This window comes from Aquimarina sp. AD1 (assembly GCF_003443695.1).
Taxonomy (GTDB): Bacteria; Bacteroidota; Bacteroidia; order Flavobacteriales; family Flavobacteriaceae; genus Aquimarina; species Aquimarina latercula.
In genome coordinates this window covers 1712525-1739122 of the sequence record NZ_CP031966.1, presented here as the reverse complement: position 1 = coordinate 1739122, position 26598 = coordinate 1712525, and the positions used below count along the sequence as shown (strand labels likewise).

At 31.8% G+C, this 26598-nt stretch carries 26 protein-coding genes and 2 tRNA genes; 15 read left to right on the top strand and 13 right to left on the bottom strand.

The window, feature by feature from the left end; genetic code table 11:
• The 8 genes from D1815_RS07880 to D1815_RS07845 form a co-directional block, all read right to left on the bottom strand.
• Nucleotides 1–1440, bottom strand: coding sequence for a DUF2235 domain-containing protein (locus tag D1815_RS07880; protein ID WP_118386545.1), 1440 nt, complete (start codon nt 1438–1440; stop codon nt 1–3).
• 8 nt (nt 1441–1448) lie between these two features.
• On the bottom strand, nt 1449–2528 hold the full coding sequence (locus D1815_RS07875; RefSeq protein WP_158594438.1) for a DUF2931 family protein: 1080 nt from the start codon (nt 2526–2528) through the stop codon (nt 1449–1451).
• Nucleotides 2518–4302, bottom strand: coding sequence for a type VI secretion system Vgr family protein (locus tag D1815_RS07870; RefSeq protein WP_118386544.1), 1785 nt, complete (start codon nt 4300–4302; stop codon nt 2518–2520). The genes D1815_RS07875 and D1815_RS07870 overlap by 11 nt, the downstream gene beginning before the upstream one ends.
• Before the next feature lie 450 nt (nt 4303–4752).
• Complete coding sequence (tssD, locus tag D1815_RS07865; protein ID WP_108803055.1) at nt 4753–5148, bottom strand: type VI secretion system tube protein TssD; 396 nt, start codon at nt 5146–5148, stop codon at nt 4753–4755.
• A 147-nt stretch (nt 5149–5295) separates the two neighbouring features.
• Complete coding sequence (gene tssD, locus D1815_RS07860) at nt 5296–5682, bottom strand: type VI secretion system tube protein TssD (protein WP_118386543.1); 387 nt, start codon at nt 5680–5682, stop codon at nt 5296–5298.
• Between the two features lie 252 nt (nt 5683–5934).
• A complete protein-coding gene (locus D1815_RS07855; protein WP_118386542.1) occupies nt 5935–6810 on the bottom strand; it encodes a TssN family type VI secretion system protein in 876 nt (291 codons plus the stop codon).
• Nucleotides 6807–7730: a hypothetical protein gene (locus tag D1815_RS07850; protein WP_027392883.1), complete on the bottom strand. Its 924-nt coding sequence runs from the start codon at nt 7728–7730 to the stop codon at nt 6807–6809. The genes D1815_RS07855 and D1815_RS07850 overlap by 4 nt, the downstream gene beginning before the upstream one ends.
• A 35-nt stretch (nt 7731–7765) precedes the next feature.
• Nucleotides 7766–8395 carry a C40 family peptidase gene (locus tag D1815_RS07845; protein WP_081415589.1) on the bottom strand — a complete coding sequence of 210 codons (630 nt, stop codon included), beginning with the start codon at nt 8393–8395 and terminating at the stop codon, nt 7766–7768.
• Nucleotides 8396–8597: 202 nt separating this feature from the next.
• On the opposite strand from D1815_RS07845, the gene D1815_RS07840 reads away from it, so the two are divergent.
• Genes D1815_RS07840 through tssO form a run of 5 tightly spaced genes read left to right on the top strand, consistent with a single transcriptional unit; the run spans nt 8598 to nt 13620 of the window.
• Nucleotides 8598–9029, top strand: a complete 432-nt coding sequence (locus D1815_RS07840) for a GPW/gp25 family protein (protein WP_027392882.1) — start codon at nt 8598–8600, stop codon at nt 9027–9029.
• Nucleotides 9030–9037: 8 nt separating this feature from the next.
• On the top strand, nt 9038–10873 hold the full coding sequence (locus D1815_RS07835; protein WP_118389918.1) for a type VI secretion system baseplate subunit TssF: 1836 nt from the start codon (nt 9038–9040) through the stop codon (nt 10871–10873).
• Nucleotides 10874–10896: 23 nt separating this feature from the next.
• Entirely contained in the window at nt 10897–11886 is a 990-nt protein-coding gene (locus D1815_RS07830) for a PKD domain-containing protein (RefSeq protein WP_118386541.1), read from the top strand.
• 33 nt (nt 11887–11919) lie between these two features.
• Nucleotides 11920–13077, top strand: a complete 1158-nt coding sequence (locus D1815_RS07825; protein ID WP_118386540.1) for a hypothetical protein — start codon at nt 11920–11922, stop codon at nt 13075–13077.
• A 27-nt stretch (nt 13078–13104) separates the two neighbouring features.
• The gene (tssO, locus tag D1815_RS07820) at nt 13105–13620 is read left to right on the top strand and encodes a type VI secretion system TssO (protein ID WP_027392878.1); all 516 of its coding nucleotides are present in this window, start codon (nt 13105–13107) and stop codon (nt 13618–13620) included.
• Nucleotides 13621–13683: 63 nt separating this feature from the next.
• Here the strand turns inward: tssO and D1815_RS07815 are convergent, their stop codons facing one another.
• Nucleotides 13684–15492 carry a M61 family metallopeptidase gene (locus tag D1815_RS07815; RefSeq protein WP_118386539.1) on the bottom strand — a complete coding sequence of 603 codons (1809 nt, stop codon included), beginning with the start codon at nt 15490–15492 and terminating at the stop codon, nt 13684–13686.
• A 394-nt stretch (nt 15493–15886) separates the two neighbouring features.
• Between D1815_RS07815 and folE the strand changes: the two genes are divergently transcribed.
• The 9 genes from folE to D1815_RS07770 all read left to right on the top strand — a co-directional run bounded on the left by folE (nt 15887) and on the right by D1815_RS07770 (nt 23000).
• Entirely contained in the window at nt 15887–16585 is a 699-nt protein-coding gene (folE, locus tag D1815_RS07810; RefSeq protein ID WP_027392876.1) for a GTP cyclohydrolase I FolE, read from the top strand.
• Between the two features lie 43 nt (nt 16586–16628).
• A complete protein-coding gene (locus D1815_RS07805) occupies nt 16629–17261 on the top strand; it encodes a flavin reductase family protein (protein WP_118386538.1) in 633 nt (210 codons plus the stop codon).
• 1 nt (nt 17262) lies between these two features.
• Nucleotides 17263–17679: a hypothetical protein gene (locus D1815_RS07800; RefSeq protein ID WP_118386537.1), complete on the top strand. Its 417-nt coding sequence runs from the start codon at nt 17263–17265 to the stop codon at nt 17677–17679.
• 169 nt (nt 17680–17848) lie between these two features.
• Nucleotides 17849–17998, top strand: coding sequence for a DUF2256 domain-containing protein (locus D1815_RS07795; RefSeq protein ID WP_081415588.1), 150 nt, complete (start codon nt 17849–17851; stop codon nt 17996–17998).
• 15 nt (nt 17999–18013) lie between these two features.
• Nucleotides 18014–19312, top strand: a complete 1299-nt coding sequence (locus D1815_RS07790; protein WP_118389916.1) for a DASH family cryptochrome — start codon at nt 18014–18016, stop codon at nt 19310–19312.
• Nucleotides 19313–19315: 3 nt separating this feature from the next.
• Complete coding sequence (locus D1815_RS07785) at nt 19316–20848, top strand: cryptochrome/photolyase family protein (RefSeq protein ID WP_118386536.1); 1533 nt, start codon at nt 19316–19318, stop codon at nt 20846–20848.
• Nucleotides 20838–22316 (top strand): cryptochrome/deoxyribodipyrimidine photo-lyase family protein, encoded by a 1479-nt coding sequence (locus D1815_RS07780; RefSeq protein WP_118386535.1) that lies wholly within the window; start codon nt 20838–20840, stop codon nt 22314–22316. The genes D1815_RS07785 and D1815_RS07780 overlap by 11 nt, the downstream gene beginning before the upstream one ends.
• Before the next feature lie 4 nt (nt 22317–22320).
• A complete protein-coding gene (locus D1815_RS07775) occupies nt 22321–22602 on the top strand; it encodes a TIGR03643 family protein (RefSeq protein WP_118386534.1) in 282 nt (93 codons plus the stop codon).
• Nucleotides 22602–23000, top strand: coding sequence for a DUF2452 domain-containing protein (locus D1815_RS07770; RefSeq protein WP_108803073.1), 399 nt, complete (start codon nt 22602–22604; stop codon nt 22998–23000). The genes D1815_RS07775 and D1815_RS07770 overlap by 1 nt, the downstream gene beginning before the upstream one ends.
• Nucleotides 23001–23141: 141 nt before the next feature.
• On the opposite strand, the gene D1815_RS07765 is transcribed toward D1815_RS07770, so the two are convergent.
• Nucleotides 23142–23226, bottom strand: a tRNA-Ser gene (locus D1815_RS07765).
• 170 nt (nt 23227–23396) lie between these two features.
• Between D1815_RS07765 and D1815_RS07760 the strand changes: the two genes are divergently transcribed.
• Entirely contained in the window at nt 23397–24443 is a 1047-nt protein-coding gene (locus tag D1815_RS07760) for a M28 family metallopeptidase (RefSeq protein WP_118386533.1), read from the top strand.
• Between the two features lie 69 nt (nt 24444–24512).
• Here the strand turns inward: D1815_RS07760 and D1815_RS07755 are convergent.
• The 3 genes from D1815_RS07755 to D1815_RS07745 form a co-directional block, all read right to left on the bottom strand.
• Nucleotides 24513–24588 (bottom strand) — tRNA-His (locus tag D1815_RS07755).
• A 59-nt stretch (nt 24589–24647) separates the two neighbouring features.
• Nucleotides 24648–25364 carry a bacillithiol biosynthesis deacetylase BshB1 gene (gene bshB1, locus D1815_RS07750; RefSeq protein ID WP_027392867.1) on the bottom strand — a complete coding sequence of 239 codons (717 nt, stop codon included), beginning with the start codon at nt 25362–25364 and terminating at the stop codon, nt 24648–24650.
• 1 nt (nt 25365) lies between these two features.
• A complete protein-coding gene (locus D1815_RS07745) occupies nt 25366–26535 on the bottom strand; it encodes a PLP-dependent aspartate aminotransferase family protein (RefSeq protein WP_027392866.1) in 1170 nt (389 codons plus the stop codon).
• Between the last annotated feature and the right edge of the window lie 63 nt (nt 26536–26598).

Here is a 26598-nt window from a genome sequence, read left to right as displayed (position 1 = left end):
TTATCCAGCTTGTGTTACTCGTTCTCGATTACCATTTACTCTATTTGGTCCCATACCTATACTACTGTAATGAGCAGAAAAATGGAAATAACGGTTTCTAAGCGTCTCTAATAATATTCTATGTTCTGGATTGTCATAAGACATTTCTACGCCATCGTTAAATACATATTCATCCAGAATGGTTTTAGCTGAACTTAATTCAGCAGGTATTTTAAACTCTCGAGAGATTTTACTCATTATTAAATTCACATTTTTATCAATTGAGAATTTTGTCATAATTTGTAAAGGAATAAAACTGTACTTGTTACTTAGCCCTTTTCTATCTCCAGTGAGGGTTCCCCAAAAATCACTTACCGTTATTTCTTTAGGTTTAAACCATCCTTGATCAATGAGTAATTGCCTTTCTCTTTCTAGATCATTAAGATTTGTAATTGTATAATCAAGACGAACTTCTTCATCTGCATTATCTACATAACCGCCTCCAATGTCAGAATGAACTCCAGGAAGAAATTTCTCGACACCTCTATTACCTGTACTTCTGATATCCGTAAGTCTAAAATTACTTCGATGTTCATCGGCGGCAGCAAGTTGCAATGTATGCTGAGATTTTTTTACAGCGTTTAACTTTAATTGAGTAGTATTATTATCGTGAGACAGTCCTAAGGAAGCCACCGTATCAAATAATCCTGCAAAATGAATTATTATCATTTTTACTTTGATTCCTTTTTCTTCTAGGAATTCACCAAGTGCTCCATAATCTACCTTATAATAGATTTTTCCACCGCGTCCTACACGTTTTTTAAATTGCCCTTTTCTTTGAGTTATTTCATATATAAAATTCCTTGCAGCTGCTGCACCTCTACTAAAGCCGTACGTTTCTATAGTGAGTGTGTTAATATTTGTAATACTTAAATCTGCAATAGCATTAGATACTTCTTCACACCCTTTTTTTACTTTAGCTCGGACTCCAGTAGATCCTGTACCTAATCCCATTCCCGTTTTAGAATCGGAACTTTCATTTTCTGTACCAATACCTTCTATGTAAATAGAAAATTTTTTTATTGTCTCTTCTTCTACGGGTTCATAAGCTGGTTCCATTCGGGATACATTAGAGTGATCATTATCATAGCTACCTGTTTTATTAGGACTCCATGGAGTTCCCCACCAAAAATCGCGATACTTTTTTACAAGCTCCTCATCATGTGGCTCACCTCGTTTCATCTTCTCATACTCCAAACGAATATTCGTATTTTCTCTATTGTTGGCTGTTCCATCAAAAAAAACAGCGGCTGTGACATTTACAGAATCATCTGGTGTTAACTCTTCATACTCCGCATTCCCTACATGAACTGGAGCGGTTTGCACATTAACTCCGCTTAGTACATTTTTGCTAGCCTCTTGAGCTCCCGATGATGTAGCTGTCAATCCAATACCTCCCATAATATTTATTAATTAGAAGTTTCGTATACTTTTATTCTTGCCTTTTTAATATCGATGCTTTCTGATGCATTCTGTAAAGCAATAGTAATATCGCTATTATATTTATCAATAGTTAACATCAATTCTGTAGGCACATCTTTTGACTTTTCATACATTTTTTCGAAAACAGTGTGTATTTCATTCTCTTCAAAATAAATTCTAGTCCCATATTGATTATTATTTTGGTCTGTCCATTCCATTCTGATATGATCCGGAATAGCATAATTCTGAAATTGATCTAATATTTTGTTTGAACCAATAGTATATAGACTTTCACCATTAAAAAATGTTATTCTTATTTCTTCAAGCTTTCCTTCTTTTTTAAATGCAACAGAGGGCTTCCATTCGAACTTTTTTCTATACGCATTCCATTTGCCAAATGGAATACTATCAGGATTCATTTTAGCTTTTACTTCGTCTTTAAAATCTTCTTCTAGTACAGAATCAATAAATTCTTCCATAGAAAGTTCTGCATAAGGTGAAAATTCCTTAATACTTACTTCTGTTTCTGAAGCTTTAAATATACCGATCTCTTTAGACCACCCATTTCCCATCATCCATACGACAACTTCTCCTCCTGGAATTAATCCGATATTAATCCTTCCATAGGTGTCTTTCTTACCTAGTCGATTAATATAGCCTTCTTTAAAAAGTTTATTTATTTTTTCTGAAGGCAAGTCAAAATTACCTGTATAGAATTTTCTTTCTAAGTAGGAAATCCAAGTTATTTCTAATTTTACAGGTGCAGGTTTTAAGTCTTCACCCACCACGTGTGTTGGCCCTATTTTACCCCATCCTTGATGTAATGTATGCCCTGAAGGAATATAAATACTTTCTCCATTTTCATACAGCAATCGTCCCTTATGAATCTGCATAGGATTATATTTCGGTGCACAAGCAGTAGGTCTCCATTCGTATTTTTCCATTTTTTTTGTAGTCTTAATTTCTTGGGAATTATTCTTTTGACAAGAAACAACTCCAATACTCATTACGGTGAATATTACCATCAATAAAGAAGCGGTATTACGAATACTGCTTTTATTCTCCATATTCAACTGTTTCGGCACTAGCAATTGTAATTTTACCTCCGGCATTGGTTTTGATTTCGCCACTTGCATCTGTAGTTATTTCCTGAGCTTCCTGCTTATATTCACTACTTATTACTTTGATTGTTTCTCCTATCTGGCGATCTTCATTAGTCGCACTGATAAAATAATCTTCAGTAATTGTTTCGTTTTTATTTTTTCCAACAGAAATATCTAAATTTTCATCTACATTTATCTGCATGTTTTTAGCATTCAGTGTCATGTTTTCTCCCGCTGATATCGTAATGTCATTATTAGCGGTGTCTATATGAATTATATTTTTGTTTTTATCTGTTATCATTATGAATTCTGATCCGTCTGCATCATTCAATTCTACCGTATGACCGCTTCGGGTTCGCAAAGCTTTTACATCATTACTTTGGGTATTCCAACTTGCAGGATTGGCTCCTCCTGTATATAGGGTTCCTAGTACATAAGGTCTTTCTGCGTTGCCACCTTCAAAACCAATTAATACTTCTTCGTCAAGTTCTGGGATGAAATGAAAACCTTTTTCTCCACCTGCGTGCGGAGTGACAATACGTAACCAAGGAGTTAATTCTCCTGTTTCTCTTTGCCAAGGGAATTGTACTCGTATTCTACCAATTCCATCAGGGTCACTATTTTCTTTTACAATAGCTACCTGAGATTCACTTTTAGGAAACGCCATTAAATTGGTGTTTGGATACACATCCAATTCGGCAGTAACTCCTTCGAATTTATTTTGATATCTTCCGTTTTCGGTATTAGTATGAGTAACTTTTGTAATTCTGAAACTACCATAATCAGCACCTTCTCCCTTGATGGTAACTACTTGTCCAATTTTAACACCAGGATTATCACTAGATCCTTTAAAAATCACCTGCTTTATTTCTTCAGCCTTTTTCTGTTGCTCTACATGCGTGTCTAATCTTTGCTTCAGTGATGGATCGTTGTAAGAATTTAAATAAATATTAGTTTCATTAGGGAAAATTTCATCTCCTTTATTGCTAGTAAAACCATTATATCCATTTACACCAGAACTAACTTCATTCGTGGCTTTTTCATGCTGTCCATCTGTAAGGTAGTCGTTAGTAAAATATTTGTAACTATTGGATGTAGGTTTTAAATCCAAAGAAAATTCCTGAAGATCGTGTCCATAAGTTAAGGTAACTTCTTCTTGATCTTCTGGTTTTCCAAATATCAAAGCACTTCCATCATAGTAAAACCATTGACTATATTGCGCAGCTAATCGACTTGAATATTGAAAAGCACTTTCTTTATTCTGTACACTATAATGAATGTTATCAGATCCAGAAGGGTTAAAGACTGTTTTTAATTTAGACTGATCATATCCTTGAAATGTTTCATCTAAAATGGTAGTGAGATCAACATCATTAAAAGAATTATAATGTGGTCCATCATCAGCTATAATACTACAACTATGCGCTTTTATAGTTACTAAGTCACCATTTTGTTGATGAAATCCCATAGTACTATTTACAGAGGTTACCACTCCTTTAAACTCAAATTCTTTGTAGCCCGAAAACGTTCCAATAGAAGAAATTTGTATGGTAATGATTTGTCCTAGATAATCCTTGGTTTGAGAAGCAATATCTCCAGTTATATTTTCTAGAACATCCATTCTACAAACTAATTCTAGTACATGATGCGCATCGATTTCTTGATGCAGCATTAATCGTTTATAAGCATTTATTGCTGTTCCTCCAATAAATATTTGAGTGTTAGATTGCAACGCCATGTCTTTTGTTTTTTAGTGATTTAACAACCAATAAGTTGTCAATATAGTTTTCACAGGTTTTTATAAAGTTACCATTTTTAGATTAACAAATAGTATGTTTTTAAACAATACTATGTATTATCTGGTATAATAAGGATAACTCATATCTATATTATATATTCTAAGATAAGAGATTTTTGTTTTTAAAAATCATTTATAGCTTTTCCCGTTCTTTCTCAAATAGAGACCAAGAATTAAGAAGAGATACTTTCTAGACGGTTTTATCAAATAATATTCCCCTAAAAAACTAAAAACTTTATGATAAATATTAAAGCGACCACTTTAACGGTATCATTAGTTTTTAGTAAGTTTATTTAATATCAGAAATACTATTATCTCAGAATAAAAATTCTTTGATATTCTATTCAATTATGAAAATATTCAAAATCACAACTGATAAAAAAAAAAGAATTATACTTTAGAAGGCCAATTATTGGTAAACGTAGTTCCTTTAATTGAAATTTCTTTTGCGGATAAAACTAAATGTATCTGTAGCGGCTTAGTGCTTTCTGCATTAAAATGCTCCGTGTATTCGATACAATAAGCGTCCTTAACTTCTACATTTTTGAGACTAGACATATTATCTCTTCTAAAAAAAGTAATTTTACAACTTTTGGTAATAGTAGGAGAGATGGTCCAGTCCAAGAAATCTGTTTTGGCAGTAGATTCTATTAATAAACTAACTTGTCCTCCTTGTGGTTTTGCACAAGGTCTCCCTGTGTAATCGGTATCTTGTCTGAAGGTAAAAGAGCAATCCAAAATGTTTATCTCTTCCCCATCAAGATCTAATTTTGCTAAAAATGACATAAGTAATAATTTTAATGTGAATAACTACTTTATCAGTTCCATTATTGTTTACAAGAAAATGTAATATAGAGGAAATGATGATGTAAGATAAGAAAGGGAGTGAAAAAACCACTCCCTTAATTTAAATCTTATATAAAATGAGATGGATTATACCCACTCGTTTATATGTTCACCGTTTCCGATTCCAATTTGTCTTGCAGAAATATTAATTGTTTCTGTCATTGGATTTTTTCCTGTAGAATCAAAGTTTTCTCTATATTTTACTGCGTAAGCATCAGTAAAATTTAATTCTTTAGAAGTGGCTTCGGTATCTCTCTTTAAGAAAACAATAGATCCGCTTCTCATTTCAAAATTGTTAAACATCCAATCAGATAAACTTGTGTCTGATGTAGATTCTACTTCGATAGTAATCATACCACCTCTTGTTACAGATGATGGACGACCTGTTGCGTCAGTTTCTTGGGAAAGAGCATAACTGCAATTTAATACATTGTACTCATTTCCACCAACTTTTAATTTTGCTTTAAAAGACATAATAAATAATTTTTAAATTAATAATAATAATAAAGTATAATAAACGTAACTTGTACAGGGTAAAGATAGTAAAATATATCAGACTTAGGTTGTTATCATATTGTTAAGCGTAAAGGAATCAGTGAATTAAGAAAGAAAAGGACTACACGGTTTTCAGGGAATTTGCACTTTGTCGTGAAGTTTATCTAATAAAAAAAAGATCTCAACGAGTAAATTGAGATCTTTTTTTAACAAAATTTTAACAATAAGTTTTTATGCTCTTTTGCAGATGATTACATCATTTTCTTTGATATTATTTCCCTCTATTGTTCGAGTGAAATCAACATGTGTTTGCATACCTATCCAATTTGGTTTTGTATAGAAAATCCACCCGTAAGGGTTGTTTTTATCATCTAAAAACTCTATTTCACCTTCGGGATGTCTGTCATTATAATCATTTATAAAAAAATAGAATAGCTTTCCAAATTCCATTTTTTCTGGTGCTTTTAATCTAAAGTTGCTCAGCTCATCAATATTTTCACCTTTATTGAATTCAAAAGAAATAACCAATGGGTTAATTAATTCATCGTCTTTAGGATCTTTCATCTTTTTGTCAATAGGATAGAACCATTTTTTGTATATAGGTACAGGAACGGAGACTGCAAATTCATAAAGTTTTACAATCATTATAGGGATAAGAAAGCAAATTGATGATGCTGTGAAAATATATTTGTAGTCAGGTTTGTAAATCCCAACAACGAACAGAAACGTAATTAATCCAACAAATACTGTTACTATAGTATATAAAAATTCTGGCCAGAATTTTGTTGGACCTTCTTCTGATAGGTTTGGGAAAAATTTACGCATAGCAAACACGTGTAAAGACCCCAAGCATAAAAATATTATTTGGAAACCAATAAAGCTGTTTAAAGGTATATCATTAAGTACTTTTTCATTACTTAATAGTGCTGTCGCAGCAAATAATAAAAGTACTACTAGCATGTATAGTAAAAACTTCTTTTTGTTTTTGACAAAAAGTTTCTTCAACCCGGCAACAACTCCCATTAAAATAGCACTAACGGCCAATAGTAAGATTCCTACCTTAAAAAAATCAGCATTTAATGCTGCAGATTGTAATATCAAATTCATATCATAGTTGTTAGACCCATCCTGGGACCGTTAGTCTCATTTAATACAAATGTTTCTTCTTTACTCGAATATGTTACGTTAATTTTTGTATCTATTTCCATAGGGATAAAATAGTCACAAAAGATAGTAATAAATTTTTTAGTAGCACCACTTACTATATATTTATCAATATTTTTTTGGTCAACAGGCCCTATGGTTATTTCCCAACAAGGATAGGAGATTACAGTTTCTTTTAGTTCTAAAACCAAATCAACTCCTAGTTGGTGTTCTTTAGAAGTGTCATTTATATTGTCATCTAAAGTTTTATACTTTTTTTCAATAGTTACTTTTTCTCCTATAATTTTTTCTAAACTTAAAGCAGTTAGTTCAATTTCACCCGATATTTTGTGCACATAAGGTAATAATTGCAAAAGTTTAATGCTATAATCTGAAGGAATCTCAGGGTCTAAATTCCAAAATTTTAAAAGAAAATCTGTCTTTAGGTTCGCAAACTCATTAATTAGTTTACGTTCGTTTTTTTCAATATTGACTCTTTGCGTGAAAAATTCGTTTTCTAAAGGGGAGAAAAAAGATCGAGCATCTTTTTCTTGTTTCTTCTGCTTTTGATGTAATTCTGTAAAAGAAATATTACTTTTTGCTTTTACAGGTTCATGAAATAGTCCTTCAGGTAAAGTGTCATAAAGACCATTTCTAGCAATATTAAATTGCAACTTATCTGTGTTCCCAGAATAGGAGTCTAATTTAAAATTAATTACATCTCTTCTATAGGATCTAGAAAAAGTACTATTGTTAAAAACATCAATATCAGTTAGATTAACACTAGAGTTTTCTAAAATTTCAGTAACAAAAATTTCTGCTTTTAGATTTTGATAGGTAGTGGTTAATTCTTGATAGATGTCCTGTATCTCTTTGTTCTTCATTCGTTTAGTTGGTGTAAAGAATGCGAGCTTCTTCTCTAGTTTTCTACAGTGTTGGTGTTATTATTAAATTTAGGTTTTTTTCCAGCAGCGACAAACATTCGTTTCCAAGGTTGTTTTGATAGGTCACTAATTTGAACTCCATTTCCTCCAGAATTTCCTCTTCTTGAAGTAGAATGAACAAATTTGTTGTTTCCAAGATAGAATCCAACATGGCTAATTTCTCGAAATTCAGATCCTTTATTATTAAAAAAGATTAAATCTCCCTGTTTTAGGTTATGTAAACCCTTAAACTTATTTGTGTCTGGTGCATCAAATTGTTTTTGTGCTGTGCGTTCAATTAAATTACCATAAATATCATGATAAATGTATTGAGTAAAATAAGAACAATCAATTCCTTGTTTAGTATTTCCCCCTAATTTGTACGGTGCATTCATCCAATCATCAATAAACTCAAATAAAGGTACGTTATCTATTTTCTTTGGAGGAACCCCCAATATTGCTCCATATTTTTTCTGGATCGGAAGGATGGCATTTTGTTTCGCTAGCGCAATAGAATCTCTTCTTGCTTGGGCTAAAGCTTCTTGTTCTGCTTTTTTAGATCCACCACAACTCATTGCCCCAACAATAATGATAAATAAAAATAGTGTTTTAAAAAGTGTATTCATTTGAAAAATAAAATTTACACAAATATAAAAAACTTATGCTTATTTTCTAGTCTTAGTCCACTGATAACAATAAAATAAAATCATAAAATCTTGGATTGTTGTTTTTTTAGTTAGTTTATTGAATTATGAAGTGTAGATAAATAAAATCTTTATTAAATTGCATTTGCTTTGTAAGTAAATTAAAGCACACAAATTATCCTGTATGAATACTTCTTATTATAAGTTGCCTTTAGATACGTTTAGAATTGTTAAAAACAAAGAGATTGAGAGTTGTGATCTTAATCAATCTATTGTTGGGTATATTCATTTAATTACTACATCGTATTTTGGAGAATGTACTTTTGATGAATCTTTTGGGTGTTCCATTTGGAATGTGGATTTTGATAATCTTACTAGTACAAATAAGTTGCGTAACACTATTTCCGAATCTTTAGTGGAGAGTATAGTTTCTCAAGAAAGAAGACTTAAGAAAGTCACGGTCGATGTAACGATTCAACAAGAAGAATTTAAAAACAGAGGAAGTTTAAATAGGATTAAGAAACTAGTAGAGATAAAAGTAAATGGGGTTGTGAGTAGAACAAATGAACAATTTGCTTGTTTAGAAAGATTTTATATTGCTCCACTTTCATTTTAATAGGGTTTATGAGTACAGAAAATAAAGTTCAGATTAAAAATAGAATGATCAAAAAGGCGGCTTCTCTTTGGGGAGTTTCCCCCAATGAGATAGAGAGCTCTTTTGATCCTGTGGTATCTCTTCTAATTGGTGCCTGTGCTTCTGAGATAGAAAAAATTTCTGGAGAGATTGATAATTCGCAAACACGAATTACGGAGCGGTTAATTCAATTAATGACGCCAGAAACGTTATATGGATCTCGGCCTGCCCACGGTATTGTATATGCGGAACCAATCGAAAAAAAGACGACAATAACTCCTGAGCATTTATTGTATTATAAAAAGAAGATAAAGACTAAGAATGCGAGTACGGAATTAAAGAATATATATTTCTCCCCAATTCAACAGAATCAATTGATAGATGCTACTGTTAGTCGTATGATTTGCGGGAATAAAATTTTTGAACTAGAAGGAAAAAGAAAAACAACTAGTGATTTGTCTTTAAAGTCCGGTGGATCTTTGCCACCATCAACTTTGTATTTAGGTATAAAAACTGAACAGGATAAAATTTCATTAAAAGATGTTTCTTTTTATTTTGAACTATTAGATGTGCAAGAAAATGAGCTTTTTTATCATCATCTTAAAAACGCGAATTTTAGTTTTGTAGATCAAGAGTTTAAAACCTTTCCGGGTTATTATAATAGTGATGTCTCTAGGCGAATTAATTTAGAGTCCATATTTAATTATAAGCCTAATAAAACACGTAATATAGAGGAGCAAGTAAAGAAGTTATATCGAAAACATTTTATTTCTATAAAATCAGATATTTCGTTGAGTTCAAAGGTGGATATACCAGAAGAATTTTCTAAATTTATAGATCAGAAGGATCATGATGATTTGGCTGATTTTAATTGGATTAAGATAGAGTTTCCTAGAATTGTAGATAACTCGATTTTGGAAAGTGTTTTCTGTACTGTAAATGCTTTTCCAGCATTAAATAGAAAATGGGAGAGTATTTCGTATCAATTAAAGGACTATATTGATATTGTACCAATAAGTACGCAAGAATTGTTTTTGGATGTAAAATCTATTTCTAACACCTCTGGGAAGGATTATAGATTGCGAGAAAATGATTCGGCTTCGGATGATAAAGGAACTTATGTTATTAGAAGAGATAACGTAAGTAAATTAGATTATAGGAAAGCGAGAGAGTATTTGATTCACTTAATTGAACTATTAAAAGATGAAAGTGCTTCTTTTTCGTTTTTTGGAAATGATTTTTTGCAATCTAATATTAATGAATTAAATCAAAACATTTCTCTTTTAGAGAAAAAGGTTTCTGATATGAAAAAGTCTTCTGAGGAGACTAATTATATTTCTGTAAAACCTTACAAAAAGAAGGATACACTTCTTGTAGAGTATTGGACGACTAGTGGAGAAGATGCGAATCAGATTAAATCAGGTAATAGTCTTAGTATTTATCAAGGTAGTGATCTTAAGCAAAAAGGAAGTATGTTTCTTACTTCTACATTCCAAGGTAAAAATAACCTAGGGATGGAAGAAAGACTAAATGCTTATAGAAGGGCATTGCTTTCTAGAAACAGAATTGTAACTAGAGAAGATGTAAAAGCGCTTTGTTATGAATTGTGTAGTAATAAGGTAGTAGAAGTAGAGGTGTCAAAAGGTTTTAAAACAGATATTCATGTTTCTAAAGGTCTTATTCCTTGTATTGAAGTAAAACTTTTGGAAAATAAGAAAGAGAATACTTCTTCGGTAGAATGGGATTCTTTAAAAAGTAATATTTTATCTATTTTAGAGCAACAATCTTTAAACGTTTTTCCTTACAAAATAACAGTGGTAAGTTAATTATATATTGAAAAGAGATACTAATGAAAACATCAAATAAAACAACAAATTATCATTTGGATAAAAGTGTGATATTGTTTTTTTTAATAACAATATTAGTAACGGCAACAGTGTTTGCCTTTAAGTATGTGAATTATGTTCCTTGTGAGATTATCGAATTTTCTTTTAAGGAAACTGAAATAAGAGTTGATGAATCTATTGAGTTTGAAGATAAAACAATAGGAGCATTAGAATGGAAATGGGACTTTGGTGATAGTACGGCTATAGATACTAGAAGAAAACCATACCATACTTTTAAAAAACCTGGTGAATATAATGTTTCGTTAATTGTTAATGGTAAATGCCCTAAAATTAGGAAGGTTACTGTTTTAGAGAAAAAAGAAATTTTAGACCCACTTAAGAAAGCTAAGTTTAAAATTTTAACTCCTAGAATTAGAGTTGGAGAAAAGTTAAAAGTTGAGGATAATACCTTAAACGCAGAAACTTGGGAGTGGAACTTTGAGAATGCTTTAGGAGGAACATCTAGAGAGAAAAGCCCTGAATATGTATATACTACAGAAGGAAAGAAAACGATTACCTTAATTGTTAACGGAGAACTTAAGTACTCTACTAAACAAACTATAGAGGTATTGCCAAAGAAAAAAGAAAAAATCCGTAAAGATGATATAGTGGTAAGAGATGTATCCGTTATACCAGATGATCCTATTGGAGATGATCCAATAGCAGATGATCCTAAGGATGAATTTAAAGCTCCTTTTATTAATGAAAAATCATTTAAGTCTAAATTGATTTTAGTATCAACCAAAAAATTGACGGCTAAAGATTTTAAGGATTATTTATGTGGGAACTTAGACCTTCCTATTATCGTAAAGAAAAAGCGAACTACTTTTATTGAATTTTGTGAAAAAATAAAAGGAAAGAGTATCGTTATAAAGGACTTAGATTTAACTCATGAAGATAATAACTGTATAAAGAACATTGTAATTGATTACAGGAAAACGAGTATATTTTAATTTAATGTTCTATAACAAGTATATTTTAAAAAGATGGAATTAAAAAATAAAAATCATCATCGTGTCAATTGGATTGACGGAATGAAGATTAATAAGAATCATTTTATTGAGGCTGATAATGCATTTACTAATTTCTCCCAATTAATAGGTTCTAAGGATATTAATGCTATTAATTATGGTTTGTTACCTGATTTAGCAGGTGATGATGCAGTGGATATGGTTTTTTCTATGGATGGCCAAGACACTATAAAGGTACAGCTTAATAAATGTAAGGCGATTACCAAAGGAGGCTATATTATTAATATCACACCAGAAATATCTTCTGCATTAGAACAAAAGGGGAGTATCATTAATACAGAATATAAGATTAATAGCGCAGAAGAAGAGTGTTATATAGTACTTAGTGTGAATCCTTATGGAAGAGTTCCTGTTGGAGATGCTGATCCAGAGGAAGAGCCTCCGAGGCATCCTTTTGTATTACCTGAATATAGTCTTAATGTAATCAATTTATCAGAGGCTAATGAAGAAGAGTTCGGTAGACATCATATTACTATAGGACGAATCGAATTTAATGATGGTGTTGCTTCTTTAGCAGAGGATTTTATACCGCCTTGTGTGTCTATACAGAGCCATCAAGATCTACGTTATATCTATACTGAAATACATACTTTTTTTAATGCTATAGAAAAGTATTCTATGAACATTATACAAAAGATCTATCAAAAGAAACAGTCTAATGAGTTGGCTACAATGGTTTTAACATTGACTCAGAATACATTACAGTATTTAGGTGGAATGTTGCCAGAATTTAGGTTGTATGATAGGCATTTGCCCCCGGTTACTATGATTACTAAACTAATGTCTTTAGCAAGGGTGATCAAAAATAATATGGATGTGTATGTAGGAACAGGTAAAGAAGAACTACTAAATTATCTATCGGATTGGTGTGATTTAAATCAAGGAGCTTTTGAGAATGTATTGATAGAAATGATGGATTTAGAATATCAGCATACAGATATTAATAAGGCTTTACATAATGTCTCTAGTTTTACAAAATTGATGCTTTCTTTGTTTAAGAAATTAAATGAGCTAGATTATATTGGAAAAAAATCAGATTCTAATATATTTGTGAAAGAAGAGGTAATCGCTAAACCTGATGTTAAGAATAGACGAAGCTTCTTATTAGATTAATGTGTAATTAAATATAATTTTCGGAAAATGAAACCAAAAAACAGTAAAGAAAGAAGAAATAGTGTTTTAAAATTTGCCTTACTATTTTTATTTACAGCCGCATTAATTGTTACTGCATTCTTTTTTGATTTTGATAGAATACCTTTTAAAGAAAATGAAGTCTTACGAGAACGTACAGCAATTGTAGAAAAAGACGCAAAATTTCAGAAAGATTTTTCTAAAGGAATGTTTAAAATAGAAAAACTAATTGATTCGTTAGATAGGCCAGATAAAGAAGAAGATCTGTATTATATAAATAGATCTCTGGAGTCTGAAATTGGAGATCTTACTGAAGCTATCGATCCTAATGATACAACATATCGATATAGGATGTATGTAAATGTTGTGAGTTCTTACAGGCAGATAAAAGAGTTGAAAGCTCAGCTTGCTAAGCAGAAAAAGGAATTTCAAGAGTTTGATGAATATAAAGCAGCTCTAGAGAAAGCTAGAGAACAGTTAGATAGAGCTAGAAGCGATCTTGATCGCTGTAGAGCTGCTCTTTAGTTATCAAATAAAAAAAAGTCGACAATTTAATTGTCGACTTTTTTTTGACTTGTCAAAAACAAATTATTTAGCCTTTAACCAGTTTTCTCTTTTTAGTAAGGCTTTTTTACTCGGTTTAGAAAACTGTGTGATAACAACTGTTGGGTCTACACCAAACCTTACTAAAGCTTTTTTCTCAACTCCAAGTCTTCTGTATATTAAAGTAGCTTTTTTACCAGGCTTGTATTTGCTGATAACATCATTGAACTGATCAATATCTGAAAACGATTTATTATCAATAGCAACAATTACATCTCCTTTTGCTAAACCAATAGTATAGGCTGGAGTTCCTTTTTTCACATATTTAGACACAACAGCATTGTCATCATCGTTAAATGTGATATCTGCGCCTAAATATGCCTTTTTACTGTTTGTTTTAGGGTATATTGCAACAGAACCAAGTAATTTTTTGAAATCCGGAGTTTGACTATCAAAAATGTATTTTTCAAAAAAGTCATCCGCAAAAGATTCGCCAGCATATTCTCTTAAGGTAAAGAATAAGTTTTCTATGGTATAAGGTATTTCTGTTTTCCCATATTTTGTCCATACTAACTTAAGATAATCATCTAAATTTAGATCGTCTTTATCCCTTAACGATAGATCTAAGGCAAGTCCTAGCATACTTCCATAAGAATAGTAAGATATAAATGTATTGTCTCGATTAGTCGGATCTATGGAGCTAGCTGCATCAACAAAAGGAGCTTGGTAGCTCATTTCAATCGGGTTGAAATATTGTAAGGCAGGAGAGTTCCAAACATAATTGTATGTTTTACTTAATCCTGCTATGTATTGATCTTGCGTAATTATTCCTGCTCTACATAAAATTAAATTTGTATAGTAGCTTGTAAATCCTTCAGCAAACCACAACTCACCAGACATATTTGCATTTTCGAAATCAAAAGGTTCTAAGGATATTGGGCGTATACGTTCTACATTCCAAGCATGAAAAAATTCGTGAGCAACTGTACCGATATTTTTTTTCATTCCTCCATCAGCTAAGCTTAGTGTACTTGTTAGAACAGTAGAATTACGATGCTCCATTCCGTCACCAGAAACCTGAGGCATATAGCTAGCTAGGAATGTATATTCTCCGTAATCGAAATTTGGATAATCTCCAAAAACTGCTTTTTCTTGCTCTACAATCTTTTTTATTTGTTCGAAATACTGATCAGCTTCTTCTTCTGTTCCTTGATGCAGAAGCGCTAATTTTATAGTATATTCCGTTCCTCCAGATGCTACTTTAAATTCTTTTACCGTATGATTACTGATTTGAGCCGGACTATCCATGAAATACTGAAGATTTGGTGCTAAAAAAGCATTACCTCCTAGTGGAATCAATTGAGTTGCAACTTTCCAATTAAGATCTTCTCTTACTTGATATGTAACTTGTACCGGACGATCTTTTAAAGTAGGTACATACATAAAAGTTGCTGGCATATTTAAGTGAGCGTGAGTTTCGTCAATTTGTGAATAGGTGCCATCACCTCTATCAGCAAATAGAATATAAGAAACATTTAAGGTTCCATCATGACCAGAAACATCCCATTGATATGGGTTTGGCCTTGTTACTGTAACATCTTTTCCTTTACTGTCTGTAATCTTAACATCATACACATTTTTTGCAAATTCGTGCAATGCATATCTACCTGGAGAAGTTCTACTCATTCTAAGAGAAATTGTACCACTCTCTAAATTGGTAAATACCGCATTGATTTTAGCTTCATGATGCACAGCATTTTCAAAAGAAATTTGGTATTCATTTCGTACTTGAGTATATCCTAGTTGAATAACAAATAGAAATAAAATAGAAAGAAAAAATCGAAAAGATTTCATTAAAAAGGTTTTTGGTTAAAAGATTCGTGCTTTTATTAGCGGCAAAAATAAAAATAATTTATTACCGACAGCAATTAGGGAAGTTCGAAATATTTATGGGGCTCCGAAATAAATTTAAACCGCGGTTTAGATTAAAACAGAATTCAAAAATACAACAAACTCTTAATTGGACAAATATTACCTAAGGAAATTAGATGTTATGTCAAAACAGTAGGTTGATTGTTGTAATTCTTATCTAAAATTGAAACATATGTTAATTTTTGTTTAACTAATGGTTTAAATAGTTAAACAATTTTGTAGCTTTGGTATTGTAAGATTTCACTTAGACTAAGAATACTAGTGAGATGCTTGGTTTAAAAACCTTAATAAATTTTAAAATATAATAGTAAACTAGATGAAAGTAGGAATAGATACATTAATTGAGTCTAACGGATATAATTTAAACGGGTTTTCGATTGATGAAATAGGAGATGATCATATAAGTACAGGGATGGAAACTCCTATGAAAAAAGATGCGTTTAATATATCAGATGAAGAAAAAAAGGAAAAGATCGCATATTTATTTAAAGAAATCATGGATGTTATGGGGCTCGATCTCACAGATGATTCTCTAAAAGGTACTCCTGATCGTGTTGCTAAAATGTATATAGAAGAAATTTTTTCAGGGTTAGATCCTAGAAACAAGCCTAAGGTGGCATTGTTTGACAATAAATATAAATATGAGCAGATGCTCGTGGAAAAAAATATTACGTTTTATTCTAATTGTGAGCACCATTTCGTTCCTATAATAGGAAAAGCGCATATTGCTTATATTTCTTCTGGTAAAGTGATTGGTTTGTCTAAGCTAAACAGGATAGTTCAATATTTTGCTAAAAGACCTCAGGTGCAAGAACGATTGACCAATCAAATTGCTATGGAGTTAAAAGAGATTTTAAGAACAGAGGATGTCGCTGTAATTATTGATGCAAAGCATCTTTGTGTGTCTTCTAGAGGTGTTAAAGACGATACTTCTGCCACTGTTACTTCATATTATGGAGGTGTTTTTAGGGCATCTGATAAAATAGCAGAATTGCAGAACTATCTTAACGACTAGTTGTTTAATATAAATTGTCTTTCTAAAAGATTTTAAGTTTCATATGCATTATACAAAACAGCAGATTGAAGATATGGAACGCGTGAAGCGTTTGAAAATTATTAACTCAGTTTCTGGAATAAAACCAGCAAATCTAATCGGCACAATTGATGATTCTGGAAAAACAAATGTAGCAATATTTAGTTCCGTGATTCATTTAGGGAGTGATCCTGCATTGATGGGTTTTATTATGAGACCAATAGGAGAGGTGCCTAGACACACCTATGAAAATATTTTACAGAATAGGCAGTATACAATAAATCATATTCATCAATCATTTGTGAGAAACGCTCATTATACATCAGCTAAATTGGATAAAAATGATTCGGAGTTTGTGAAATGTGGATTAACGGAAGATTTTATTTCTGACTTTAAAGCTCCTTTTGTCAAAGAAAGTCAACTTAAAATTGGGTTAAAGTTTGTAGAGGAAATAAAAATCCCTCTTAATGGAACTATTCTTATGATTGGAGAAATACAACATTTAATTATTCCTGAAGCGGTTATTACGGATTATTTAGATATAGATTTGAGTCAGACAAACACGGTTGGAATATCAGGGCTTAATACATATTATGCTTTAGAGAAAATAGAGGAGTACCCGTATGCTAGAGTTTCAGAAATGCCGGATTTTAAATAATATGGATTTTGGAATAGCGCGCTTAGTTTTAGATTTTTCATTATTAGTGTTGATCTTAATAGTACAATTAATAATTTATCCGAGTTTTAGGTATTTTCAGACTAAAGATTTAATAAAATGGCATTCTAGTTATACCAAGCGTATTGGTGGAATAGTAATACCTCTTATGACTGGACAATTGGTTATAGGTATTGTTCAGGTTTTTCAGAATTCTTCTTCGATTTATAATGTTGTTTATTTGTTTTTGGTAATTGGAGTATGGGTATCTACTTTTTTCCAATTTGTTCCAATGCATTCACTTATTTCAAGAAATATGGTGGATACCGAGCTTATTAACAAGCTTATTGTTATGAATTGGTTGCGTACTACTTTATGGCTAATGATCTTTTTGTTAAGCTTGTTTACGTATGTTTACTGATCAAGTGTTATTAATGATTAATGTTTTCTTTCTACACTCTTTTTAGATTTTCTTAGTCTTCCGTAGTTTTTTGGTTTTATACTTCCGGTATGTTTTAATCTTGTTAAAATCTAATTGTTATGATCATTTTGTTTAAACTTTTTGTAAATTTATTAAACAAAATAGAATTATGAAAAAACCTGACCTTCCTACTAAAGTTTGTAAAGTATGTGCACGTCCTTTTACTTGGAGAAAGAAATGGGAAAAAGTATGGGAAGAGGTTCAGTATTGTAGTAAAAAATGCAGAAATAATAGGAATCGATTAAAGACGCTTTCTTAGAAATGAGATGATATGATGAAGACAGGACTTGTGTGGTTTAGAAATGACTTAAGAGTTAGTGATAATTCTTCTCTTTACAAAGCAGTATCTACTAATGATAAGGTAATAGCTGTATTTTGTTTTGATCCCAGACTATTTAATTTAAATCAATATGGTTTTAGAAAAACAGAGGTATATCGAACTAAATTTCTTTTAGAAAGTATAATTGAGCTAAAAGAAAATTTAGCGAAACTTAATATTACGTTGCTTATATATCGTAGTCGTCCAGAACAAATTATCCCAAAAATAATTAAAGATCATTCTATAGATACTGTGTACCTCCAAAAAGAATGGACTAGGGAAGAGGTGATAGTTTCGGAATCGGTAAGGAGTGAGCTTAATGAATCAAAAGTTGATTGGATCGAATCTTATGATCAATTTCTTTTTCATCCAGATGATGTTCCTTTTGATATACTGGAAATACCAAAAGTATTTACTGTTTTTAGAAAGCAATGTGAAAAACTTATTACGGTTAGACCAGAAGTTTCGATTACACCTTTATTACTAGATAATTTATTAGAAGATTCAACTGAGATTCCTTCGTTAAAGATGTTAGGTTTTGAAGATTTTCAAGTCGATTCTAGAACAGCGTTTCCTTTTCTTGGAGGCGAGAATCAAGTTTTACAAAGAATTGAGGACTATTTCTGGAATAGTAAAAACATATCATTTTATAAAAAAACAAGGAACGGTTTGGTAGGAACTGAATATAGTTCAAAACTTTCTGCTTGGCTTGCAAATGGATCTATTTCTCCTCGTACTATTTATCATCAAGTGATGAATTATGAGGCACAAGTAAAAAAAAATCAGAGTACATATTGGCTTGTTTTTGAACTCATTTGGAGAGATTTTTTTAAATATATTTCGCTGAAGCACGGAGATGATCTTTTTAAAATAGATGGGATTCTTCATAAAGAGTACTCTTGGTCTGAAAATAAAGAAAGTGTTAATCGGTGGATTCACGGAGAAACGGAAGAACCATTTGTAAATGCTAATATGATCGAACTATATCATACTGGATGGATGAGTAATAGGGGTAGGCAAAATGTGGCATCTTATTTTGCAAAAGAGCTAAGATTGGATTGGAGAATTGGAGCAGCATATTTTGAGTCTTTATTGATTGATTTTGATGTTCATAGCAATTATGGTAATTGGCAATATGTTGCTGGAGTAGGTAATGATCCGAGGGATCGAAAATTTAATATTAAACTGCAATCAGAGCGGTATGATCCCAAAAATAAATTTCAAAATCTTTGGTTACAACCAACCTTATTTTAACCTATGAAACTACGTTTATTACTTGGCGATCAATTAAACTATAATCACTCTTGGTATAAGAATGAACAAGATGAAGTGTGCTATTTTATGGCAGAAATGCGACAGGAAACAGATTACACAACGCATCATATTCAGAAAGTTGTTGGTTTTTTTCAGAGTATGAGAAACTTTAAATTATGGCTAAAAAGTAATAAACGTAATGTTGTTTATTACGAGTTGAATCATAATGATAATCAACAAAATCTAGTAGAGAATTTAAAACAAATAATTGCTGAGAAGAATATAACAAAATTTGAATATCAGCTTCCTGATGAGTATAGATTGGATATTCAATTGAAAAATTTTTGTAATGAATTATCAATAGAAACAGAGGTTTTTGACACAGAACATTTTTTAACCTCTAGAACAGATTTATTAGACTTTTTTAAAGGTAAAAAGCAATACATGATGGAATACTTTTATCGTAATATGCGAAAGAAGTACGATGTTTTAATGCTTACTAAAAAAGATCCTGAAGGAGGGAAATGGAATTTTGATCAAAGCAATAGGAAAAAGTGGACAGGAAAGCCAGAGATTCCAGGCAAAAAAGATTTTTATAAAGATGTCAGTGATATCGTAGACGGTATTAATAAATCCAATGTCAAGACTATAGGTAATATTAATAGCAAAGAGTTTAATTGGCCGACATCAAGAAAAGATTGTTTATCTCTTCTAACGTATTTCTGTGACAATCTACTCATGTATTTTGGAGATTATCAGGATGCAATGCATCCAGAAGAAAAGTACTTGTTTCATAGTAGACTCTCTTTTGCAATGAATAGCAAGATGCTTCATCCAATGGAAGTTATTACTACGGTAATTGGTTATTGGCAGAATAATAAAGATAATATAGATATATCTCAAGTAGAAGGGTTTGTTCGTCAGATTCTGGGGTGGAGAGAGTATATGCGCGGAATGTATTGGGCAAAAATGCCAAATTATAAAAATCTAAATAAATTAGATAACCATAATAGACTTCCGTCTTTTTATTGGACAGGAGAAACTAAGATGAATTGTATGCGCTCTGCAATTAAACAAAGCCTCGATGATTCTTATGCACACCATATTCAACGGTTAATGATTACAGGTAATTACGCTTTATTAACAATGACGAATCCTGATGAGGTTGATCAATGGTATTTGGGAGTTTACATTGATGCAATAGAGTGGGTAGAAATTACTAATACTCGTGGAATGAGTCAGTTTGCAGATGGAGGATTGGTAGCTACTAAACCATATGTTTCTAGTGGAAGTTATATTAATAAAATGAGCAATTACTGTAAAGGTTGTCATTATAAAGTAGCTAAAAAGCATGAAAATGATGCTTGTCCTTTTAATTCTCTTTATTGGAATTTTTTAGATGAAAAACAGGCGTATTTTAAAAATAATCAACGAATGTCCATGATGCTTAATTTATTACATAAAATGGATAGAGAAAAATTAAATAAGCTTAAGGAGAGAGCTAATCATATTATAGAAAACCCGGATGAGTACTAATAAAGAACATATCAATATAGTTTGGTTTAAGCGTGATTTGAGATTGCAGGATAATGAGGCGATATATAATGCCATTAATACCAATTGTCCAACATTATTATTATATGTATTTGAAAATTCACTTAAAGAAGATAAACACTACAGTGAACGACATTGGAATTTTATAAAGCAATCATTACAAGATTTGAATAATCAGTTGTTAGTTTATAATACAAAAGTGTTATGTGTATCTTCAGAAGTTATTCATGCGATTGGAACTTTACAACAATTCTGGAAAATAGACCACGTATTTTCGCATCAGGAGACCGGTATCCGATTAACCTATGAAAGAGATAAGGCATTTTCGAGGTTTTGTAAAAACAACCTAATTGATTGGAAAGAAAACACAAACAATGGCATACATAGAGGATTAAAAAACAGAGAGAATTGGAGAGAGGATTGTGAACATTATATGAATCAACAACCGTTTGAGTTTGATCCAAAATCTACTAGTTTTATTCCTATTAAAAAGATTTTAGAGCTTGAGAAGATTTTTAATGTGGTTAATTTAGATACTTCCTTAGCTAATAATTTTCAACAAGGTGGAACCACAAAAGGGTATGAATATCTAAACTCTTTTTTTAAAGGTAGATACAAAAATTATAGCTTTCATATTTCAAAACCAGAATTAGCACGCAGAGGTTGTAGTAGATTGTCTCCTTATATAGCTTGGGGGAATCTTTCTATTCGGCAGATTTGGCAATATGCTGTTCATCAAAGAGAATTATTAGGAGATAAAAAGCAAATTGATGCTTTTACATCTAGGTTACAATGGCAAGTACATTTTGTTCAAAAATTTGAAATGGAGGATATTATGGAGTTTGAGAGTATTAACAAAGGATATCGAAAATTAAAGAAACAAATTTCTGATGCATATCAATTAGCTTGGAAGGAGGGAAAAACTGGATATCCCTTGGTTGATGCTTGTATGCGCTGCTTGAAGGAAACTGGATACATTAATTTTAGAATGCGTGCATTGGTAGTTTCTTTTTTTACACATAATCTTTGGCAACCATGGCAAAATGCAAGTGCACATTTATCGAGTATGTTCTTGGATTTTGAACCTGGTATTCATTTTCCTCAATTGCAGATGCAAGCTGGTGAAACAGGAATTAATACACTTAGAATATATAATCCAGTCAAAAATAGTGTAGAGCATGACCCGGATGGGGTTTTTATAAAAAAATGGGTTCCAGAATTAAAGAATGTTCCCATAGCTTATATTCATGAACCGTATAAAATGCCACCTATGGAACAACAGTTTAACAATTTTGTATTAGGAGAAGATTATCCTTTTCCAATAGTTGATATAGATACCACTAGAAAAAGAGCAAGTGATACTTTATGGAATATGAAGGATGATGCTTTAGTGAAAAAAGAAGGGTATAGAATTTTAAAGAAACATACATTACCAAATAGAAAAATTTAAAAAAATGCAAAAAGATTTAACAATACGTGATGTCGATAGAATTATAGAGATGGCTTGGGAGGATAGAACTCCTTTTGATGCAATTCTTATTCAATTTGGGTTAAACGAGCAAGAAGTCATTACTTTAATGCGAAATGAAATGAAACCATCTAGTTTTAGGATGTGGCGTAAAAGAGTGCAAGGGAGAAAAACAAAGCATCTTAAAAAACGTACTTTTGAAGATGGAAGATTTAAATGTTCAAGACAAAAACAGATTACACATAATAAAATTTCAAAACGATACTAATGAGCGATAAAAAACCAGATCAGGTAGTTTATAATGAAGAAGAGAAAAGGTATGATGCGGCATTAAAACCTTATGCAACAGGTGTAGGCGCTCCTGTTATTACAATTCCGGATACTGTAGCTTGGAAAAACACAAATGTTCATAAGGTAAATAAGCAAGTGAAAGCAAAATATGATGAATTAAAGGCGCAGTATGATGTTTTGATGGAGCAATTCGAATACAATAATTTAATTTATAATGCTAAGTTTACTTTTGAGCCGATAGTTGGAGAGGTTTATCATTTATATAGAAATATAAAAGAAGAATCGTTTTTATCAATAATAGCGCCATCAGAATGTAGTTTTGATCACTTAGGAACATTTAGGCTAAACGCTGATAAAATGTGGGAACAGTTGTAGTAATTGTCAGGTCAAGGTTATTTAAAGAAAGAATTTCATAGTTTTTTATGAATACCTACCAATAAAAAACATCTTTCTGTCAACGATCTTGTCAACTAAAAAATAAAAGCCTTGTGAATCAAAAGATTACAAGGCTTTTTGCGGAGAAAGAGGGATTCGAACCCCCGGAGGTGTGACCCTCAACAGTTTTCAAGACTGCCGCATTCGACCACTCTGCCATTTCTCCAGTGTTTAGTCTCATCAGGTATTCCCTGAATGCGGGTGCAAATATAGTACCTTTTTTCAATTCTAAAAAAAAAATGTAAAATAATTTCAGGATATTTCTTTTAAGAAAATATTCGCTATTCGATCTCTCTCTAAATCTGTATATTGCATGGAGTTATAAAAAGGAATTAAATGAAAAATATTACAGTTGTATTTGGTGTGCTACTACTGCTATATTCGTGTGGCAGTTCACAAAAATCATCAAATACAGATAGCTCCAATTCTAAAGATGCTAAGTTGGATGTAACATCATATGCAGAGACTATTACTTCAGGGGAACTTAAAGATTATTTATTTACGTTTGCCGACGATAAATTTGAAGGAAGGGATACTGGCGAGCCAGGACAAAAAAAAGCTGCGGAATTCTTAAAAGAACAGTATAAACGTATGGGTATTGCTTCTCCATTAGGTGACGATGATTATTATCAGGAGATACCTGAAAGTTATTTTAGAGGAGGTATCAAATCCTCAGAAAATGTATTAGCATATATAAAAGGAGAAGAGAAGCCGAATGAAATAGTGGTAATATCTGCTCATTATGATCACGTTGGTGTTGATAGTGATGGGAATGTATATAATGGAGCGGATGATGATGGCTCGGGAACTGTAAGTATATTAGAGATTGCTGAGGCATTTGCTAAAGCTGCTAAAAACGGACAAGGACCTAAAAGATCTATATTGTTTTTACATGTAACGGGAGAAGAGAAAGGTTTATATGGGTCAAAGTTTTATACAGAAAATCCAATTTTTCCTTTAGAAAATACGGTTACAAACCTCAATATCGATATGATAGGAAGGATTGATAAAGATCATGATGAGAAGGATAAGAATGATTATATCTATTTAATCGGAAGTGATAGGTTAAGTACTGAATTGCACAATGTAAGTGAAGAAGTAAACCAAAAATATACTAAGTTGAATTTGGATTATACGTATAATGCAAAAGATGATCCTAATAGATTCTATTATAGGAGTGATCACTATAATTTTGCAAAAAACAATATTCCTATAATATTTTACTTTAATGGGGTTCACGAGGATTATCATAAGCCTACAGATACACCAGATAAAATTGAATATGAACTTATGACCAAAAGAGCACAATTAGTTTTTTATACAGCTTGGGAAGTAGCAAATAGAGAAAAAAGACTTATAGTCGATGGTATAGGAAAAGAATGATTTATTTCTAAATGAAACTGTCTGAAAACAAAAGACTCTGTATATAAATACAGAGTCTTTTTTTTAAAAGGGTGGAAGATCGGTTTCGAACCGACGACCTCCTGAACCACAATCAGGCGCTCTAACCAGCTGAGCTACAACCACCATTTAATTTCGGCTGCAAAAATAAGGTATTTCTTGCTTTCTGCAAAAGAAAAAATGAAATTATATTAAATCAAAAATGGAATTCACTGCAGGATAGCGTTCTACGGTATACCCTTCAGCATATTCAACTCCTATTATTCTTCCTAAATCTGCCGCACGATAGCGAACACTTTCTTTAAAATTCTTACTAGAGATTGGAGTGGATGGAGCATCACTTGTAGCATCATAAAACTGTGTCTTATATGCTAGTACACTATCCATTTTTTTATCCATATATCCACTAATATCTACAACAAAATCTGGTTCTAGAATTTCCCATTGAATATAGTGATATACTTTTTTTGGTCTCCAGGCTTCTTGTTTCTTACCATCAATAGAAGTTTCTATTTTTCGCAAACCTGATAAGAAACAGGCATCGCTAACTAGTTGACTTCCTTTTTCATGATCAATATGTCGATCCTTAATAGCATTGCAAAGAACTATTTCGGGACGATATTTTCTTAATATTTCAATAATTGCTAGCTGATGAGCTTCGTCATTCCTAAAAAAACCATCTCTAAAACCTAAATTCTCTCGAACTGATACGCCTAAAATAGTAGCAGCATCTTTTGCTTCTTGATCTCTTGTTTCTGCAGTACCTCGGGTACCAAGTTCACCTCTTGTAAGGTCAAGTATTCCAACTTTTTTTCCATTGTCTACTTCTTTTGCAACTGTTCCAGAGCAACTTAATTCCACATCATCGGGATGAGCTCCAATAGCTAGAATGTCTAATTTCATTTTAGTGTTCAAATTCTAAGATCTTTATTTTTTGTAATGCTTGTTCGATATCTGCAATGAGGTCTTCTGTTTCTTCAATACCTACACTAAATCGAAGTAAACCGTCATTGATTCCCTGGTGTTTTCTTTCTTCTTCCGTTAATAATGCGTGGGATGTTAGGGTAGGAGATAGGATTGTACTTTCTACTCCGGCAAGACTCATTGAACTTTTAATTAGTTTTAATTCTTTTTGGAATTTACTCGCGTCAAGTCCTTGATTTAATTCAAAAGATAACATTCCTCCAAATCCTTTCATTTGACTTTTGGCTAATTTATAGTCTGGATGAGATTTTAAACCAGGATAATAGACAGCTTGTATATCATCATGCTTTTCTAGCCATTTTGCCATCTTTTTGGCATTCTTATTTTGTTGTTTTACTCGTAAACCTAGTGTTTTAATACTTCGCTCTAACATCCAAACTGTAAAGTCACTTAAGCTACCTCCAAAATTTTTAGCCAGATGAAAAATTTGCTCCATATTTTTTTCAGAGGAAACAACTGCGCCAGCTAAAATATCACTATGACCGCCTAAATATTTTGTAGCGGAATGTATTACAATATCGATTCCTAGTTCTATGGGGTTTTGATTTACAGGAGAAGCAAAAGTATTGTCTATCATAGTTGTTATTCCTTTTTCTTTTGCTAATTCGGATATTGCTCTGATATCTGTTATAGTTAAAAGAGGGTTAGAAGGAGTTTCAATATAGATAACTTTAGTGTTTTCCTTTATTTTTTCTTCAAACCCATTCGCATCTTGAGAATCGACAAAAGAATATTCTATTCCATACTTACTGAATTCCTCATTTACTAAATTAACAGTTCCTCCATATAGTGTTCTTTGTAATACAATATGATCTCCTTTTTGTAAAAATGCAAATAAAGTAGTGCTAATTGCAGCCATACCACTCCCAAAAATTAAAGATGCTTCTCCTTTTTCTAGCTGTGCTATTTTTTTACATAATGCTTCCTGATTAGGAGTATTAAAGTAACGAGGATATCTTTTGATATCAACGTCTTCAAAAGCATAGGAAGTGGATAAATAAATAGGAGATATTGCGCCCTTAAATTGTTTATCTTCAATTTCTCCAACGTGAGTGCAGATGGTATTAAAACCTTTGTTTTTTGAGTTCATGTCTGTTTAGTAAGCTTGAATTATTGCTCTAAAATAATATATTCGAGAATAATAAGAATAAGC

Excerpts from the sequence above, each read along its gene's own strand:
- D1815_RS07785 (WP_118386536.1), top strand. The coding sequence starts at position 19,316 with ATGAAACTACGTTTATTACTTGGCGATCAATTAAACTATAATCACTCT.
- D1815_RS07855 (WP_118386542.1), bottom strand. The coding sequence starts at position 6,810 with ATGAATTTGATATTACAATCTGCAGCATTAAATGCTGATTTTTTTAAG.
- D1815_RS07835 (WP_118389918.1), top strand. The coding sequence starts at position 9,038 with ATGAGTACAGAAAATAAAGTTCAGATTAAAAATAGAATGATCAAAAAG.
- D1815_RS07795 (WP_081415588.1), top strand. The coding sequence starts at position 17,849 with ATGAAAAAACCTGACCTTCCTACTAAAGTTTGTAAAGTATGTGCACGT.
- D1815_RS07805 (WP_118386538.1), top strand. The coding sequence starts at position 16,629 with ATGCATTATACAAAACAGCAGATTGAAGATATGGAACGCGTGAAGCGT.
- D1815_RS07880 (WP_118386545.1), bottom strand. The coding sequence starts at position 1,440 with ATGGGAGGTATTGGATTGACAGCTACATCATCGGGAGCTCAAGAGGCT.
- D1815_RS07840 (WP_027392882.1), top strand. The coding sequence starts at position 8,598 with ATGAATACTTCTTATTATAAGTTGCCTTTAGATACGTTTAGAATTGTT.
- D1815_RS07845 (WP_081415589.1), bottom strand. The coding sequence starts at position 8,395 with ATGAATACACTTTTTAAAACACTATTTTTATTTATCATTATTGTTGGG.
- D1815_RS07875 (WP_158594438.1), bottom strand. The coding sequence starts at position 2,528 with ATGGAGAATAAAAGCAGTATTCGTAATACCGCTTCTTTATTGATGGTA.
- bshB1 (WP_027392867.1), bottom strand. The coding sequence starts at position 25,364 with ATGAAATTAGACATTCTAGCTATTGGAGCTCATCCCGATGATGTGGAA.
- tssO (WP_027392878.1), top strand. The coding sequence starts at position 13,105 with ATGAAACCAAAAAACAGTAAAGAAAGAAGAAATAGTGTTTTAAAATTT.
- D1815_RS07760 (WP_118386533.1), top strand. The coding sequence starts at position 23,397 with ATGAAAAATATTACAGTTGTATTTGGTGTGCTACTACTGCTATATTCG.
- D1815_RS07745 (WP_027392866.1), bottom strand. The coding sequence starts at position 26,535 with ATGAACTCAAAAAACAAAGGTTTTAATACCATCTGCACTCACGTTGGA.
- D1815_RS07825 (WP_118386540.1), top strand. The coding sequence starts at position 11,920 with ATGGAATTAAAAAATAAAAATCATCATCGTGTCAATTGGATTGACGGA.
- tssD (WP_118386543.1), bottom strand. The coding sequence starts at position 5,682 with ATGTCTTTTAAAGCAAAATTAAAAGTTGGTGGAAATGAGTACAATGTA.
- D1815_RS07800 (WP_118386537.1), top strand. The coding sequence starts at position 17,263 with ATGGATTTTGGAATAGCGCGCTTAGTTTTAGATTTTTCATTATTAGTG.
- D1815_RS07850 (WP_027392883.1), bottom strand. The coding sequence starts at position 7,730 with ATGAAGAACAAAGAGATACAGGACATCTATCAAGAATTAACCACTACC.
- tssD (WP_108803055.1), bottom strand. The coding sequence starts at position 5,148 with ATGTCATTTTTAGCAAAATTAGATCTTGATGGGGAAGAGATAAACATT.
- D1815_RS07790 (WP_118389916.1), top strand. The coding sequence starts at position 18,014 with ATGAAGACAGGACTTGTGTGGTTTAGAAATGACTTAAGAGTTAGTGAT.
- D1815_RS07770 (WP_108803073.1), top strand. The coding sequence starts at position 22,602 with ATGAGCGATAAAAAACCAGATCAGGTAGTTTATAATGAAGAAGAGAAA.
- D1815_RS07775 (WP_118386534.1), top strand. The coding sequence starts at position 22,321 with ATGCAAAAAGATTTAACAATACGTGATGTCGATAGAATTATAGAGATG.
- D1815_RS07780 (WP_118386535.1), top strand. The coding sequence starts at position 20,838 with ATGAGTACTAATAAAGAACATATCAATATAGTTTGGTTTAAGCGTGAT.
- folE (WP_027392876.1), top strand. The coding sequence starts at position 15,887 with ATGAAAGTAGGAATAGATACATTAATTGAGTCTAACGGATATAATTTA.
- D1815_RS07870 (WP_118386544.1), bottom strand. The coding sequence starts at position 4,302 with ATGGCGTTGCAATCTAACACTCAAATATTTATTGGAGGAACAGCAATA.
- D1815_RS07830 (WP_118386541.1), top strand. The coding sequence starts at position 10,897 with ATGAAAACATCAAATAAAACAACAAATTATCATTTGGATAAAAGTGTG.
- D1815_RS07815 (WP_118386539.1), bottom strand. The coding sequence starts at position 15,492 with ATGAAATCTTTTCGATTTTTTCTTTCTATTTTATTTCTATTTGTTATT.